The organism is Thermanaeromonas toyohensis ToBE, from assembly GCF_900176005.1.
Classification (GTDB): Bacteria; Bacillota; DSM-521; order Neomoorellales; family Neomoorellaceae; genus Thermanaeromonas; species Thermanaeromonas toyohensis.
In genome coordinates, this window is the sequence record NZ_LT838272.1 from 294,426 (window position 1) to 308,447 (window position 14,022).

Genomic DNA, 14,022 nt, shown 5'->3' on the forward strand with positions numbered 1-14,022 from the left:
TGAAGTTTTAAGATCATGCGCGAAGTCATGCTAGGCAATCACGCTGTAGCTCGGGGGGCTTGGGAAGCTGGGGTGCGGGTGGCGGCTGCTTACCCGGGTACCCCGAGCACCGAAATTATCGAAGCCTTAGCCCAATATCCAGAAGTATACGCTGAATGGTCGGTTAATGAAAAGGTGGCTTTGGAGGTAGCGGCCGGGGCAGCCATCGCTGGGGCCAGGGCCCTGGCGGCCATGAAGCATGTAGGCGTAAATGTTGCTTCTGATCCTCTGATGACCCTGGCTTATACAGGGATAAATGCCGGATTGGTGCTAGTTTCCGCTGATGATCCTAATCTTTATAGTTCCCAGAACGAACAGGACAACCGGATATACGCCCGGTTTGCCCAAATACCTTGCCTGGAGCCAGCGGACAGCCAAGAAGCTAAGGAGATGACCAAGCTAGCTTTTGCCTTAAGCGAAGCCTTTGATACTCCTGTTATGCTTCGCCTGACCACGCGGATAGCCCATTCTCAAAGCTTGGTAGAGCTAGGGGAACGAGAAGAAGTTCCCCTCAAAGAATATTCTAAGAAACCTTCGAAATATGTGATGTTGCCAGCCTTCGGGCGGGAGCGGCATAAAGCGGTAGAAGAAAGAAGGGCTAAACTTTTGGCCTATGCCGAGATCACCCCTTTAAACAGGGTGGAATGGGGAGATCGGCGGGTAGGTGTTATTACCTCAGGGATTTCTTATCAATACGTAAAGGAAGCCCTACCGGGGGTTTCTGTCCTTAAATTAGGCTTAACTTATCCCTTACCCAAGAACCTTATTCGTCAATTTGTAGCGGCGGTAGATATGTGCTTGATAGTGGAAGAGCTGGAACCCTTTCTGGAGGAACAGATCTCTTCATGGGGATTGCCGGTACAGGGTAAGGAGTTTTTGCCCCGTATTGGAGAATTCAACCCTCGCCTGGTGGCTGAAAGTATAGGGCCTAAGGTGGCCGAGATAAACCCTTCCTTGGTCAATGATATTTTGTTGCGCGACAATTCTTCCCCTATAAGTTTTGCTCTTCCTGGACGGCCGCCCGTTATGTGCCCTGGATGTCCCCATCGTGGGGTGTTCTACATCTTGCGCAAGTTAAAGCTTACCGTAGCAGGGGATATTGGCTGCTACACCCTGGGGGCCTCTCCTCCCTTAAACGCCATGGATACCTGTATCTGCATGGGAGCTAGCCTGGGGGTGGCCTTGGGGATGGAAAAGGCCCGCGGGCAGGACTTTGCCCGGAGGCTTGTGGCTGTAATAGGGGATTCTACTTTCTTACATGCGGGTATGACAGGCCTTCTAGACATGGTTTACAACCAGGGTACAAGTACTGTTATCATCCTGGACAATGGTACTACGGCCATGACCGGGCACCAGGACCATCCCGGCACGGGGTACACCGCTTCTCAGGCACCGACTACCAAAATTGAGCTAGAGCAGGTAGTGAGGGGTCTTGGAGTTAAGCGAGTACAGGTGGTGGATCCCTATGATCTGGCCCGTACCAGGGAAGTTATAAGTACTGAGGTGGCTACCTCGGAACCCTCTGTGATTATTGCACGGCGTCTTTGTGCTCTGCTGGCCAAGGGAACCGGTAAATACCGGGTAGTGGGTATGTATTGCCGCTCTTGCCAGTGTTGTTTAGATTTGGGCTGCCCCGCCCTCACTTTTAACGGCGAAGAGGCGGTAATCGATGAAATACAGTGTACAGGCTGCGGCCTCTGTGCCCAGGTGTGCCCGGCAGAGGCTATTGAAAAGGTAGGTGAGAAAGATGCATGAGCAGGTTACCAGCATTATTTTAACTGGTGTAGGGGGGCAAGGGACGGTTCTGGCAGGCCGTATCCTTTCTCGGGCTGCCGCGAGTTTAGGGAAAGAAGTTAAAGTGGCGGATCTCCACGGCATGGCCCAGCGGGGCGGCAGTGTAATAACCCATGTTCGATTCGGCCCCAAGGTTTATTCCCCAGTGATAGCATCAGGTACGGCTGATTACTTAGTAGCCTTTGAGAAATTGGAAGCCTGCCGGTGTTTACCCTTTCTTAAGCCTGAAGGGGTACTGATTGTTAATAACCAGGAAATTCCCCCACTTCCGGTTCTAATTGGTGCTGCTAGTTATCCTCGGCAGCTTCTAGAAATATTAGATATGTACGTAGAAAAGCTAGTGATTGTGGATGCTTTAAAGAAGGCGAAGGAAGCAGGTACCGTCAAAGCAGTAAATATGGTCCTCTTGGGAGTCCTGGCTCGCCATCTATCCATCCCTAAGGAGTGCTGGGAAGAAGCTATTCTTACCTCTGTAAAACCTGAATTCCAGGAGGTTAACCTTAGAGCCTTCTCATTAGGATGGGAGACTGAGAGCTAAGGGGGAACTTTGGGGGTGCCGGGAGGGATAGGAGAGCCCGAGCTTAAACCCAGACCTCCTATTAAGTGGGCAGGAGGAAAGACACAGCTTATCTCTCAGTTTAAACCCTTGTTTCCTAAGGTTAAATATCACCTTTATGTGGAACCCTTTGTAGGGGGAGGGGCGGTCTTTTTCCACCTCCTCCCCATTAGGGCTATACTTATGGACAGCAACGAAGAGCTGATAAATTTCTACCTCGTAGTTCGGGATAGTTTGGAAGACCTCCTAAAAGATTTAAAAAGGCACCAAAACACTCCGGAGTATTATTACCGTATCCGCGCCTTGGACCCTGAAAATTTATCCCCTGTGGAACGGGCCTCTAGGTTTTTATACCTTAATAAAACAGCCTACAATGGATTATGGAGGGTAAATAGTCAAGGGAGGCACAATGTTCCCTTTGGACGCTATAAGAATCCCAAGATAGTAGATGAGATAAACTTACGTCGGGTAAGTTTAGCTTTAAAGAGGGCAGAGATTTTTTGTAGCGACTTTAGCTTAAGCCTAGAATATGCTTCCCCTGGGGTCTTTATCTACCTTGACCCGCCTTACTATCCCCTATCCGAAACCGCCAACTTTACGGGATACACCCCGGCTGCTTTCGGCGTGGAGGATCAGTTGCGTTTGGCCGCTGTGTTCAAAGAGCTCGACCGGAAGGGATGTTTAGTAATGCTTAGCAATTCTGACACACCCTTTATCCGGCAACTTTATGCTGGTTATGATATCCGGACAGTTGTGGCCCGGAGGGCTATAAACTGCCGTGGGGACAGGCGGGGCCCGGTAGTGGAGCTTGTAATCAGAAATTACTGGTGAAAGCTTTTACCATTCTTTCAGTCCCAACTTATCTTTTAACACGCTGCACTCCAGATAATATTCCCATCGCTTTCCAAGGTTTGAAATAGAGTACCCTTAGAAGTAGAATTACGCTCGCCCTAAAGTTTTTGTTCCCTCTTTAAGAGGGGCTCTTTTTTACCCTAGTAGCCTGCTTTTTCCTTTTTATCTTGATCTGGTAAAGCAAGATCGAGAGCTATAAATATAACTAAATGTTATAAGAAATATAACAGGAGTTTGAGATAGGATAGAGAATAATATTCTCCTGCAAAAAGGTTTTATGCTAGTCTGGAGGGGGACAAGGTTATGAGAAGTAAAAAAGAAATTTTACAAGACTTGAAGAATGCAGTTGTGGAGCTGGATGAAGAGAAAGCTATACAAGTGGCTAGGGAAGCTATAGCAGCCCATATTGATGCTTACGAAGCAATAATGGAAGGCCTAGTGGCCGGAATGGATGTTGTTGGGGATAAATACGAGAAGGGAGAATATTTTATTCCGGAAGTGTTGCTAGCTTCCGATGCTATGAATGCAGCTCTTTCAATACTTAAACCCTACCTCCCCAAAGAACATACTAATCCTTATAAGGTAGTTATTGGTGTGGTTCAAGGAGATACGCATGATATTGGCAAAAATATAGTGAAGATAATGCTGGAGGCAGGCGGGTTTCAGGTTATTGACCTTGGGCGTGATGTACCACTGGAGTGTTTTATCGAAAAGGCAGAGGAGACGGGGGCTCATATTATAGCCATGTCTACTTTGATGAGTACTACTATGGATGGCATGAAAGAAGTTATTGACATGTTAAAAAAGCAGGGAAAGAGGCACAAATACAAAGTAATGGTTGGTGGGGGGGCTATTTCTCAAGCCTTTGCTAATGCCATTGGGGCAGATGGATATGCACCTGACGCTAATGCAGCCGTAAGAAAAGCAAAAGAACTGATGGAGGGTTATAGCTATGACCTCTAAGGAAAGAATTTTGGCTCTTTTACAAGGCCGACCTGTAGATCATATTCCTTGTGTGCCTTTAGTAATGAACCATGCGGCACGGGTATTGGGAGTTAAAGTTTCTGAGTTCAATAGCAATCCTCGAGTAATGACCAAGGCCCACCTGGCAAGTTGGGAAAAATATGGTTATGATATGATTTTAATTTTTACTACTACAGCTACGATAGCTGAAGCCATGGGAACTACCCTCTATTTTCCAGAGGATGATGTACCTTATGTACATGTTCCAGCTGTTCAATCTCCAGAGGATATTAAGAAAGTAAAAATAATTGAGCCCCAAAAGGATGGTCGAATACCCGTCTATTTAGAGGCTGCTGAACTTTGCCTTAGAGAAGTAAAAAATCAAGTTCCCGTGGGGGTTATTTTTGCCGGACCTTTTACAACTGCTGCCCATCTTAGAGGTACAGAAGTTTTTGTTAAAGAAACTTACAAGAATCCCCAATTAGTTAAAGCTCTATTAGAAATAGCTAGGGAGAGCATAAATATTATGCTGGAGGCTATATTGCACATAGGGGCTGTACCAGTATTAGTAGAACCCGTTGCTAGCGGTAGCCTCATAAGTCCCAATATGTTTAGCAAATACGTTTTCCCTTATGTACAGCAATTGGTAGACCGGGCTCATGAGCTAGGGTCTCCCATTTGTTTACATATTTGCGGGAATGCCAATCCCATTTTAGACCTAATGGCGGATACAGGGGCTGATATTTTGAGTTTAGATTATCTTGTTGACTTGGAGGAGGCGAAGGTACGAGTAGGGTCTAAGGCTTGTTTGATGGGCAATATAGCCCCAGCAGACATTTTACTTCGGGGTAGCCCAGATAGGGTTGTGCTAGAAACTAAAAAAGTTATAGCCAAAGCTTCTGATAATCCGAAAGGGTTGATTGTCGCTTCGGGATGTGAAGTACCTTTAAATACACCTGCTGCCAACTTAAAGACAATGGTAGATACAGTACGTATGTGGGGTAATATTAAATGCGGGGTAAGGGAAGATGGATAGCCGCGAGAGGTTGTATAAGGCCATGGCGAGGGAGGAGATTGATCGGCCTCCGGTAATTTGTCCGGGAGGAATGATGAGTGCAGCCACTACGGAAACTTTAAATAGGGTAGGAATTCGATGTCATACGGATCCCGTGGCTATGGCTAAACTAGCCGAACTAATCCATGTCTTTTCTGGTTTTGAGAATATAGGAGTTCCTTTTTGTATGACAGCGGAGGCCGAAGCTTTCGGTTGCCAGGTCGATTTAGGGAGTTCTGAGGTAGAGCCGAGGATAAAAAAATATTTAGACATTAAGCCCAGAGATATTATAGATAAACCTTTGCCTCGACCCGAGGATTCTGGACGTTTACCGGTAATTTTAGAAGCAATAGCTATATTAAAAAAAGCATATCGTGATATACCAATAATAGGAAATATCATCGGCCCCTTTAGCTTGGTTACTTCTGTCTTTGATCCTTTGTTAATCTTTCGCATGGTATATAAAAATTCTAGAGAGCTTTTAGAGGTTCTAGATTATATAACTACATTTTTGCTTAATTTTGCTTGTACACAGGTACGAAAAGGAGCAGATATCATTACTATTGCTGATCCTGCTGCTACTGGAGAGATTCTTGGGCTAAAGAATTTTGAGGTGTTTGTAAAACCGTTTCTTAGGAAAATAATCCAGAGTTTAACAGACCTTAGGGTACCAGTTATTTTGCACATTTGTGGTGATGCAAGAAGATTAATACGAGAATTAGTTCATCTTCAGGCTTCAGTTTTAAGCTTTGATGCTTCTGTGAATTTAAGAATGATAAAGGCAACCTATCCCGAACAAGTAATTATGGGAAACGTTTCTACCCTATTATTGCACCGGGGTAGTCGTGAAGGTATAAGAAAAGTTGTAAAGCATTTATTGCGCGCCAACGTAGATATAATTTCACCCGCCTGCGGTATAAGTTTGAGGACGCCGGTCGAAAACCTACGTGTTTTGACTGAAAGCATCAAGTATCACAGACGGATCACAACCAGCTAAAAAAGGTGTTGACAGGTTCGCTACAGCGTGATAAACTGTAGGCAAGAGAAAAACGTTTTCCTCAGGAGTGAAGTATGGTTACTATAAAAGATGTAGCTCGGCGAGCTGGAGTTTCCGTAACCACAGTATCACGCGTCTTAAACAACACCCCTCACCCTGTAAGCCCAGAGACGAGGCAGAAGGTATTGGAGGCAGTAGCCGAGCTAGGGTTCTGCCCTAATGCTGCGGCACGTAGCCTTCAACTCCATGAGACGAGAACCATAGGGCTTATGTTACCTGATGTAGCCAACCCTTACTATTCGGGTATCGTACGCGGTATCGAGGATGTGGCCCACGAGGAGGGTTATACCATCGTCCTCTGCAATACAGATCGTTCCCGGGAGCGAACCCTTAAGTACCTCCGTGTATTGCGAGAAAAAAGGGTAGATGGTGTAATCTTTATGGGTGGGGGTATAGCAGAAGATGCTAAGGAGGACCGTTTTTTCCAGCAAGAAGATATTCCTACGGTAGTCATAGGTCGCCATTCCGGGGCCTTCCCTTCTGTGCAGATCGATAATGCCGAAGCAGCCCGGCAAGCGGTGATGCATTTGCTTACCCGGGGATATCGATATATCGGTTGTATTGCTGGCCCTTCTTCTTCCACCACTGTCCAGGATCGCTTGGCTGGATACCGCCGAGCCTTAGTGGAAAACGGGCTGGAGTATGAACCTTCGTGGGTAGTCCACGCCGACTTTACCCCTGCCGGGGGGTACCGGGCAGCCCAGGAGCTTTTAGAACGTCAACCTCGACCGACAGCCCTTTTAGTGCATAACGATCTTATGGCTGTAGGGGCTATAAAGGCTCTAGCTGATAGAGGATTGGTAATACCCCGGGATGTGGCTGTAATAGGTTTCGACGATATCCCTTTGGCGTCTTATGTTACACCTGGGTTAACCACAGTTAGGATACCCGTATATGAGCTGGGCGCTACTGCCATGCGCCTTTTGCGGGACTTACTGGTTGGTCAACCTGTCCCTGAGGTAACTATACTACCTGTAGACTTAGTGGTGAGAGGATCTACCTAAAAAAATTTACCTGCTTAAGCAACCCAATATTGATTGTGCTTATTAGCTTCGAATATGGGGAGCCGCGGCTATTCCCTTATAAACCAAATAATTTTTGGAGGTTTTAGGAGATGGCTAAGAGATACAATTTACTAGAATGTTCTTATGTTGAAGCCCAAGAATGGTTTAAAGAGACAGATGTAGTTTTAGTACCTGTGGGCAGTTGTGAAAAACACGGTGCTCATGTACCTCTAGGTACAGACAGTTTTACTACCATTTCTGTAACTGAACGGGCGGCTAAGCTAGCTAATGTTCCCTATACACCTCTTCTACCCTTCGGATATTCCCCCCATCATATGGGCGAGGTAGGGGAAGGCTGCGGTACCATAACTTTGGCTGCAGAGACCTTCCGCCGCGTCCTCTACGATATCGCCCGCAGCCTTATATATCACGGTGCTAATAAAATTATCTATGTTTCTCACCATGGTTCTAACACCAAGCCCATAGATGAACTCTTACGTAGGATCCGGTACCAGACGGGAGCTTTTGTGGCTTGGTATAAGACACCGACAGAGAGGGAGTGTGAAGTAGTTAAAGGGATAATTGAGGGCCCACCCGAGGAGACGCCTGGTTGGCATGCGGGAGAGATGGAAACGTCCCAAGTATTGGCTTATGATGAGAGCCTGGTAGATATGAGCCGGGCGGTTCGGGATACTGCCCACGCTCCTCGCTGGATGGGGCCGGAGTTTTCCAAAATAGATGGTACAGCTACGGTAAAATTCCGGGGTTCGGAAAACATTATTGTACCTATGGAGCATCATGAGTATTGTGACACTGCCACTATCGGTAATCCCTTCCGGGGAAGCAAAGAGAAAGGTTTAAAGCTCTTTGAAAAAGAAGCGGAACACCTAGCGGCCTTTATCAATGAGGTAAAGAAGTTCCCCTTCCAGGTTAGGAACCGCGATTTTCCTGAAAGGGCGTAAGTCCCCAAATGTTACTTCCCCGGGCGCAAGCTGGCTGTTTGCCAGATGCGTCCGGGGGAGAAACCTCCTATAGGGAGAAGGTGCGAGGAAATTGTCTTGGCCGGCTAAACTTAAGGAGCTAAAAGATGAGCTTATAGAGGTAACGCGAAAGCTTTACGATAGGGGCCTTTCTTCAGGTACTAGCGGTAACACCAGTGCAAGGCTTCCCGGGATGCCAGATAAGGTATTGATTAAAGCTAGCGGGCGTTCCTTTGGTGAGGTAGGAGAAAAGGACTTCCTAGTAGTAAATTTAGATGGAGAGGTACTGGAAGGGGAAGGAAAACCTTCTAAAGAGATAAGGTTTCATCTGGGAATTTACCGGGTGCGGCCAGAAGTTAATGCTGTAATCCATGGTCATTCCCCGTATGCTACAGCTTATGTCACGGCTTTCGGTGGGCTACCGGTAGTCACGGCGGCAGCTGAGATGGGTCTGCGGCGGGTGGCTGTGGTAGATTTTGCACCACCTGGTTCGGAAGAGTTGGCGCACCTTGTCATAGAAACCTTCCGGGATCCGGAAGTTAAGGCGGCAGTTCTGACCCGACATGGTTTTGTGACGGTGGGAGAGAATATCCGGAAGGCTTATTACCTGGCAGATGTGTTGGAAGACAATGCTAAGGTAGCCTGCCTTCTCCAGAGTTTGAAGGGCTTGGCGGCTGGGGACTTTTAAAAGCTTTACTGTAAACAAAGGTGAACTTCAGGCAATTGAGGGGGCGTTTTAAGTTGGAGGGCTCTATTTACCGTTACATGAAGGTGGGCATTGTCCATTTTAAAGCTTTCCCAGAGACGGTGCAGGGGACCGGGCCTATCTTAGAGACTTTGCGCCGGATAGCGGAAGACGATTTCTTTACTGCCGTAGAGGTAGGTTGGATACGGGACGTGAAGGTGCGGCTGGAGGCTGCTCACATGCTAAAGGTATCCCACTTGGAGGTATGTTATGCCACCCAGCCGGCCATGTTTAGCCAAAAACTAAACCTTAACTCCCTGGATCCTCAGGAGAGGAAAAAGGCTATCAAGCAGGTCTTCAATTGCCTTAAGGAAGCCCTTGACCTAGGAGCTACGGCGGTGCGGATACCTGCAGGCAAGGATCCTGGGCCAGAGAAGCGGGAGGAAGCCAAAAAGCTTTTAGTAGATTCCTTGGCCCAGATCTGCGAGTATGCCCGGGAGATGGGTGATCCTTTTATTACCTTGAAAATCTTCGACCGGGATATCGACAAAGAATCCTTAATAGGGCCCTTCCGGGATGCCCTGGATATAGCCCGGCAGCTTAAGCCCCAATATCCTAAGTTCGGACTTCTAGCTGATCTTTCGCATTTTCCTCTACTTAAGGAAAAGCCAGAAGAAGCTTTGCCGCTGGTGAAAGATTATCTTTTAGCCTTCCATATCGGCAACTGTGTAATGAAGGATCGTCGTCATCCCTTATATGGCGATTTGCAGCCTCGTTTTGGTGTAGAGGATGGTGAAATAGATGTAGCTGAAGTAGCAGCCTACTTCCGGCTGCTGGTGGATATGGGATTAGTAGGTCCGGAGAAGAGGCCGGTTTTGAGCGCTGAGGTGCGTCCACTGTTGCCAGGGGAGACCTCAGAGCTTATCTTAGCTAATGCCAAGCGCGTAATCAGGGAAGCCTGGGCCCTGGCCTGAGGCTAGGTAACCTTGTTTGTGTAGCGGCCAAAATTTTTGCTCAACACAATGATTAGCAGCTTTTTCGGGAGGAACTTCCTGTGCCCCTTCCAGCTATAGCTATAATTGCTACAGTAGACACTAAGGAAGCAGAGACTCGCTTTTTACAAGAATTTGTTAGGTCCCATGGGTTTGCTGCCCCGGTATTGGATGTTAGCACCTATGCTCCCCATGGCTTCCAGGCAGACTACCCCCGGGAAGTTATAAGTCGGCTGGCCGGGGTGGAGTTCAGCGAGCTTAAAAGTTTGCGACGGGATGCCATGATGGAGACCATGGGCCGGGGAGCGGCCAAGGTACTGCAAGAACTTTATGAACGGGGTGAACTAAAGGGAGTATTAGGTATCGGGGGTAACCAGGGGACGGCTATAGCTTCCATAGCTATGCGTTCTCTACCCTTCGGGGTTCCCAAGGTTATTGTTTCTACCGTGGCTTCGGGGAATGTAAGACCCTATGTTCAGTATAAAGACATAATGATGCTTTTTTCAGTAGCTGACCTCCTAGGGGGGCCTAACACGGTAAGCCGTTCTATCTTGACTAATGCTGCGGCAGCTGTGATAGGTATGGCGCAGCATGGGTCAGGCCTTAAACGGGGGAACAGGCCGGTTATCGCGGTTACCGCCTTTGGTAACACTAATGCAGCAGTTACCCGGGCCAGGGAATGGCTAGAGAATAAAGGATATGAAGTTATTGCCTTTCACGCTTCTGGAGCCTGTGGTTCAGCCATGGAGGAACTTATTGAGGAGGGCTGGATAGAGGGAGTATTGGATCTTACTCCCCATGAACTAGTGGGGGAGATCTTCGGGGATGACATCTATGCTCCCTTACGTCCCCGGTTGGAGGCGGCGGGGAAAAGAGGGATTCCCCAGGTGGTGGTACCAGGTGGGTTGGATTATTTCTGCTTCGGTCCTCCAGATACTATTCCCCCCCGCTACCGGGGAAGGCCCACCCACTATCATAATCCCTATAATACCAATGTAAGGGCTACTGCCGATGAACTAGCGAAGGTAGGCCAGGTGCTGGCGGAAAAGCTAAATGCTTCCTGCGGCCCGGTGGTGGTACTCATCCCTTTACATGGTTGGTCTGAAAATGGCCGGGAGGGAGGGCCATTACACGATCCTAAAGCTGATAAAGCTTTGGTAGAGGCCCTGGAGGTACATTTGAAGCCGGAAATACGCTTAATTAAGGTGGAAGCCCATATCAATGATGCTACCTTTGCTGAGCTGGCCGCTAGCACCTTACATGAGATGATAAGGATAAAGATGGGAGCTGGAAATTCTTAGGATAAAAGTTGGAATTTTTAAGAAGAAAGGGGTCAAGAAAATTATGGAATTTACTATTCCCGAAAAAATGAAGGCCTTAGTCTTATTTGGACCTAACGATGTCCGGCTAGTAGAGAAGCCTGTCCCTAAACCTGGACCGGGGGAGGTTCTAGTAAGGGTAGCGGCATGTGGTATTTGCGGAACCGATGTCAAAATTATTACTAAAGGTATGCCTAAGATGCCCCCCTATGGAGAATTTACCTTCGGCCATGAGTGGGCCGGCACAGTGGTAGCTGTAGGGGAGACAGTGGACGAATTTAAAGTGGGCGACCGGGTGGCCATCGAAGCCCATAAGGGTTGCGGACGTTGCGAAAATTGCATTGATGGAAAGTATACCGCTTGCTTGAACTACGGCCGGCTGGATAAGGGTCATCGGGCTGCCGGGATGACGGTAGATGGGGGGTTTGCTGAATACGCTGTCCACCATGTAAATTCTGTATATAAGATCCCCGATAACATTTCCTTTAACGAAGCGACTTATGTGACTACAGCGGGCTGCGCCCTCTACGCCATAGATAAAAGCGGAGGCTATATTGCGGGAGATACGATAGTAGTCATCGGCCCCGGTCCCATCGGGCTTTCCGTAGTCCAGTGCGCTAAAGCTTTAGGAGCAGAAAAGATAATCCTGGTCGGCACGCGCGAGGATCGCTTAAATAAGGGCCGCCTGTTGGGAGCCACCTATACCATTAACGTGCGGGAGGAACCCGCACCCTTAGACAAGATTTTAGCCTTGACTAATGGTAAGGGTGCAGAAAGAGTCTTTGAATGTGCGGGAACCTCCGACAGTTTCGAGCTAGCTATTAAGTCAGCTAAGAAGGGCGGAGTGGTAGTACTGGTATCTTTCTATAAAGAGCCAGTCACCGCCAATTTAGACTATGTGGTCCTTAACCAGATAAGCCTTCTTACCGTACGTGGCGAGGGTAATCGTAATTGCCAGCGGGCTCTCTCCCTTATGGCCCAGGGGAAAATTGATGCTAAGCCTATTATGACCCATGCTTTCCCCCTGGAGGAGTTCCATACAGCTCTGGATTACTTTGTAAACCGTAAAGACGGGGCTATGAAGGTGGTGGTGAATCCTTAAAAAAACCATTTTGAGATTTTGAACTTATGATTATTTTAAGAAGGAGGTCTGGATGCAAATTATGGTTAAAAGAATTTTAGGTATAATAATGGCCAGTATGCTACTAGCGGGCTTAAGTTTTATAGTAGGAGGTTGTGGGGGGAAACAGGGTTCCCCTGGCGGGCAGGCTAAGGAACAAAAAATAGAGTTCCCTACTAAACCCATTGAAATGACTGTTCTTTTTGGACCGGGCAGTGGAGCTGATCTTTTGGCTCGTAAAGTGGCAGAGCTGGCTGGTAAAGAGCTAGGACAGCCTATTGCTGTAGTTAACCGGACTGGTGCTGGTGGGGCTGTAGGATATAGCTATGTAAAGGAACAGAAACCGGATGGTTATTCAATTGTGTGGAATTCTAACTCTATTAATACTGCCTATCATGCTGGTAACATGAATTTCAACTATACCGCCTTCAGCGGGGTGGCCGAACTCACTACCGAACCCGTGAGTCTCGCTGTTAAAGCCGATGCACCTTGGAAGGATATAAACGAATTTATAGAGTATGCCAAGAAAAATCCTGGCAAAATTAGGATTGGTAATTCAGGTAAAGGTAGCTTCACCCACTTGGTAGCTGTAGCGTTAGAAAATAAGACAGGTGCTAAATTTACTCATGTACCCTTTGGACAGGGTTTAGCTGTATCTAGCCTATTAGGAGGTCAGATTGAGGCTAGCTCCCAGTTACCGGCAGAGATTATGTCTCAAGTAAAGGCCGGTCAGGTAAGGATTTTGGCTATTACAGGAGAAGAAAGGCTTAAGATTTTACCTGATGTACCAACGTTCAAAGAAAAAGGCATCCCCCTTACCCTTTCCCTGTGGCGTGGTATTGCAGTACCTGCTGGTACACCCGAACCGGTAATCAAGAAACTGGAGGAAGCCTTTAAGAAAGTAGCCGAGAACCCTGAGTTCAAGAAATTTGCCGAAGAAATGGGCGCTAATATCGAATTTCGCGGGGCTAAAGAGTTTGACCGGTTTATTGCCGAGCAGGATAAGGAACTGGCGGCATTGATGGAGCAGATCGGCATGAAGAAGCAGTAGTATTTTTTGAATGATAATTGGGGGACACCTTACTTAAGGGTGTCCCCCTCAAGATAACTTGGGGGAGTTGATAGATTGGGTAAGGGAGTAGCGAGCAGCCTAGTAATAGCAGGTATTGGAATATTCTTTCTGATATATTCTTTTCAATACGATTTAGGGACCCTAGATTCCCCGGGAGAGGCCGTTTTCCCCTTGCTTGTAGCCATAGCGGTTGTAGCGATGGCAGGCTGGTTATTGTTGGCTAATATATTAACTTATAGAGTCCAAAGGCAAGGTGGAGAAAGAAATAGTAAAGGTATTAATTGGGGTAGCGAACGAAAAATAGTGGCCCTTGTGGTGTTAAATATTCTTGTGCTTTGGGGTATGGAATTTTTAGGTTTTTTTACTAGTAGCTTTATTTTAGTCTGCCTATGCTGCAAATTATTGGGGGTTAGAGAATGGAGTAAAGCTATAGGAATAGCGTTGGGCGCTGTTTTAGGAGCTTACCTAATTTTTGCCTTCTGGCTACAGGTTTCGTTTCCTAGAGGTCTTTTCATCTAAGGAGGTCCTGTTTAAT

The 14,022-nt window shown here is 47.3% G+C and carries 14 protein-coding genes; all 14 read left to right on the forward strand.

Annotation, left to right across the window (positions count from 1 at the left end; genetic code table 11):
• Window positions 1-15 precede the first annotated feature (15 nt).
• The 14 genes from iorA (at window position 16) to B9A14_RS01575 (ending at window position 14,006) form a co-directional block, all read left to right on the forward strand.
• Window positions 16-1,794: an indolepyruvate ferredoxin oxidoreductase subunit alpha gene (iorA, locus tag B9A14_RS01510; protein ID WP_084663345.1), complete on the forward strand. Its 1,779-nt coding sequence runs from the start codon at window positions 16-18 to the stop codon at window positions 1,792-1,794.
• Window positions 1,787-2,371 (forward strand): indolepyruvate oxidoreductase subunit beta, encoded by a 585-nt coding sequence (locus tag B9A14_RS01515; protein WP_084663347.1) that lies wholly within the window; start codon window positions 1,787-1,789, stop codon window positions 2,369-2,371. The genes iorA and B9A14_RS01515 overlap by 8 nt, the downstream gene beginning before the upstream one ends.
• A 15-nt stretch (window positions 2,372-2,386) precedes the next feature.
• Window positions 2,387-3,220, forward strand: coding sequence for a DNA adenine methylase (locus B9A14_RS01520; RefSeq protein WP_231967872.1), 834 nt, complete (start codon window positions 2,387-2,389; stop codon window positions 3,218-3,220).
• Window positions 3,221-3,544: 324 nt separating this feature from the next.
• Complete coding sequence (locus tag B9A14_RS01525) at window positions 3,545-4,204, forward strand: corrinoid protein (protein WP_084663351.1); 660 nt, start codon at window positions 3,545-3,547, stop codon at window positions 4,202-4,204.
• The gene (locus tag B9A14_RS01530) at window positions 4,194-5,240 is read left to right on the forward strand and encodes a uroporphyrinogen decarboxylase family protein (protein ID WP_084663353.1); all 1,047 of its coding nucleotides are present in this window, start codon (window positions 4,194-4,196) and stop codon (window positions 5,238-5,240) included. The genes B9A14_RS01525 and B9A14_RS01530 overlap by 11 nt, the downstream gene beginning before the upstream one ends.
• Window positions 5,233-6,255, forward strand: coding sequence for a uroporphyrinogen decarboxylase family protein (locus tag B9A14_RS01535; RefSeq protein WP_084663355.1), 1,023 nt, complete (start codon window positions 5,233-5,235; stop codon window positions 6,253-6,255). Before B9A14_RS01530 ends, B9A14_RS01535 begins: the two co-directional genes overlap by 8 nt.
• A 74-nt stretch (window positions 6,256-6,329) precedes the next feature.
• Window positions 6,330-7,319 (forward strand): LacI family DNA-binding transcriptional regulator, encoded by a 990-nt coding sequence (locus B9A14_RS01540; protein ID WP_084663357.1) that lies wholly within the window; start codon window positions 6,330-6,332, stop codon window positions 7,317-7,319.
• A gap of 110 nt (window positions 7,320-7,429) precedes the next feature.
• Entirely contained in the window at window positions 7,430-8,281 is an 852-nt protein-coding gene (locus B9A14_RS01545) for a creatininase family protein (RefSeq protein WP_084663359.1), read from the forward strand.
• 91 nt (window positions 8,282-8,372) lie between these two features.
• Window positions 8,373-8,987 (forward strand): class II aldolase/adducin family protein, encoded by a 615-nt coding sequence (locus tag B9A14_RS01550; protein ID WP_084663361.1) that lies wholly within the window; start codon window positions 8,373-8,375, stop codon window positions 8,985-8,987.
• A 53-nt stretch (window positions 8,988-9,040) separates the two neighbouring features.
• Window positions 9,041-9,958 carry a sugar phosphate isomerase/epimerase family protein gene (locus tag B9A14_RS01555; RefSeq protein ID WP_157109735.1) on the forward strand — a complete coding sequence of 306 codons (918 nt, stop codon included), beginning with the start codon at window positions 9,041-9,043 and terminating at the stop codon, window positions 9,956-9,958.
• 80 nt (window positions 9,959-10,038) lie between these two features.
• A complete protein-coding gene (locus tag B9A14_RS01560) occupies window positions 10,039-11,277 on the forward strand; it encodes a Tm-1-like ATP-binding domain-containing protein (RefSeq protein WP_084663363.1) in 1,239 nt (412 codons plus the stop codon).
• Between the two features lie 43 nt (window positions 11,278-11,320).
• Window positions 11,321-12,397 carry a zinc-dependent alcohol dehydrogenase gene (locus tag B9A14_RS01565; protein ID WP_084663365.1) on the forward strand — a complete coding sequence of 359 codons (1,077 nt, stop codon included), beginning with the start codon at window positions 11,321-11,323 and terminating at the stop codon, window positions 12,395-12,397.
• A gap of 61 nt (window positions 12,398-12,458) precedes the next feature.
• The gene (locus B9A14_RS01570; RefSeq protein ID WP_172839009.1) at window positions 12,459-13,466 is read left to right on the forward strand and encodes a tripartite tricarboxylate transporter substrate binding protein; all 1,008 of its coding nucleotides are present in this window, start codon (window positions 12,459-12,461) and stop codon (window positions 13,464-13,466) included.
• Window positions 13,467-13,541: 75 nt separating this feature from the next.
• Entirely contained in the window at window positions 13,542-14,006 is a 465-nt protein-coding gene (locus tag B9A14_RS01575) for a tripartite tricarboxylate transporter TctB family protein (protein WP_084663370.1), read from the forward strand.
• The last annotated feature ends 16 nt before the right edge of the window (window positions 14,007-14,022 follow it).

Bases quoted from the DNA above. Each gene is read 5' to 3' on its own strand.
- B9A14_RS01570 (WP_172839009.1), top strand. From the start codon at position 12,459: ATGGTTAAAAGAATTTTAGGTATAATAATGGCCAGTATGCTACTAGCG.
- B9A14_RS01540 (WP_084663357.1), top strand. From the start codon at position 6,330: ATGGTTACTATAAAAGATGTAGCTCGGCGAGCTGGAGTTTCCGTAACC.
- B9A14_RS01515 (WP_084663347.1), top strand. From the start codon at position 1,787: ATGCATGAGCAGGTTACCAGCATTATTTTAACTGGTGTAGGGGGGCAA.
- B9A14_RS01535 (WP_084663355.1), top strand. From the start codon at position 5,233: ATGGATAGCCGCGAGAGGTTGTATAAGGCCATGGCGAGGGAGGAGATT.
- iorA (WP_084663345.1), top strand. From the start codon at position 16: ATGCGCGAAGTCATGCTAGGCAATCACGCTGTAGCTCGGGGGGCTTGG.
- B9A14_RS01565 (WP_084663365.1), top strand. From the start codon at position 11,321: ATGGAATTTACTATTCCCGAAAAAATGAAGGCCTTAGTCTTATTTGGA.
- B9A14_RS01525 (WP_084663351.1), top strand. From the start codon at position 3,545: ATGAGAAGTAAAAAAGAAATTTTACAAGACTTGAAGAATGCAGTTGTG.
- B9A14_RS01545 (WP_084663359.1), top strand. From the start codon at position 7,430: ATGGCTAAGAGATACAATTTACTAGAATGTTCTTATGTTGAAGCCCAA.
- B9A14_RS01530 (WP_084663353.1), top strand. From the start codon at position 4,194: ATGACCTCTAAGGAAAGAATTTTGGCTCTTTTACAAGGCCGACCTGTA.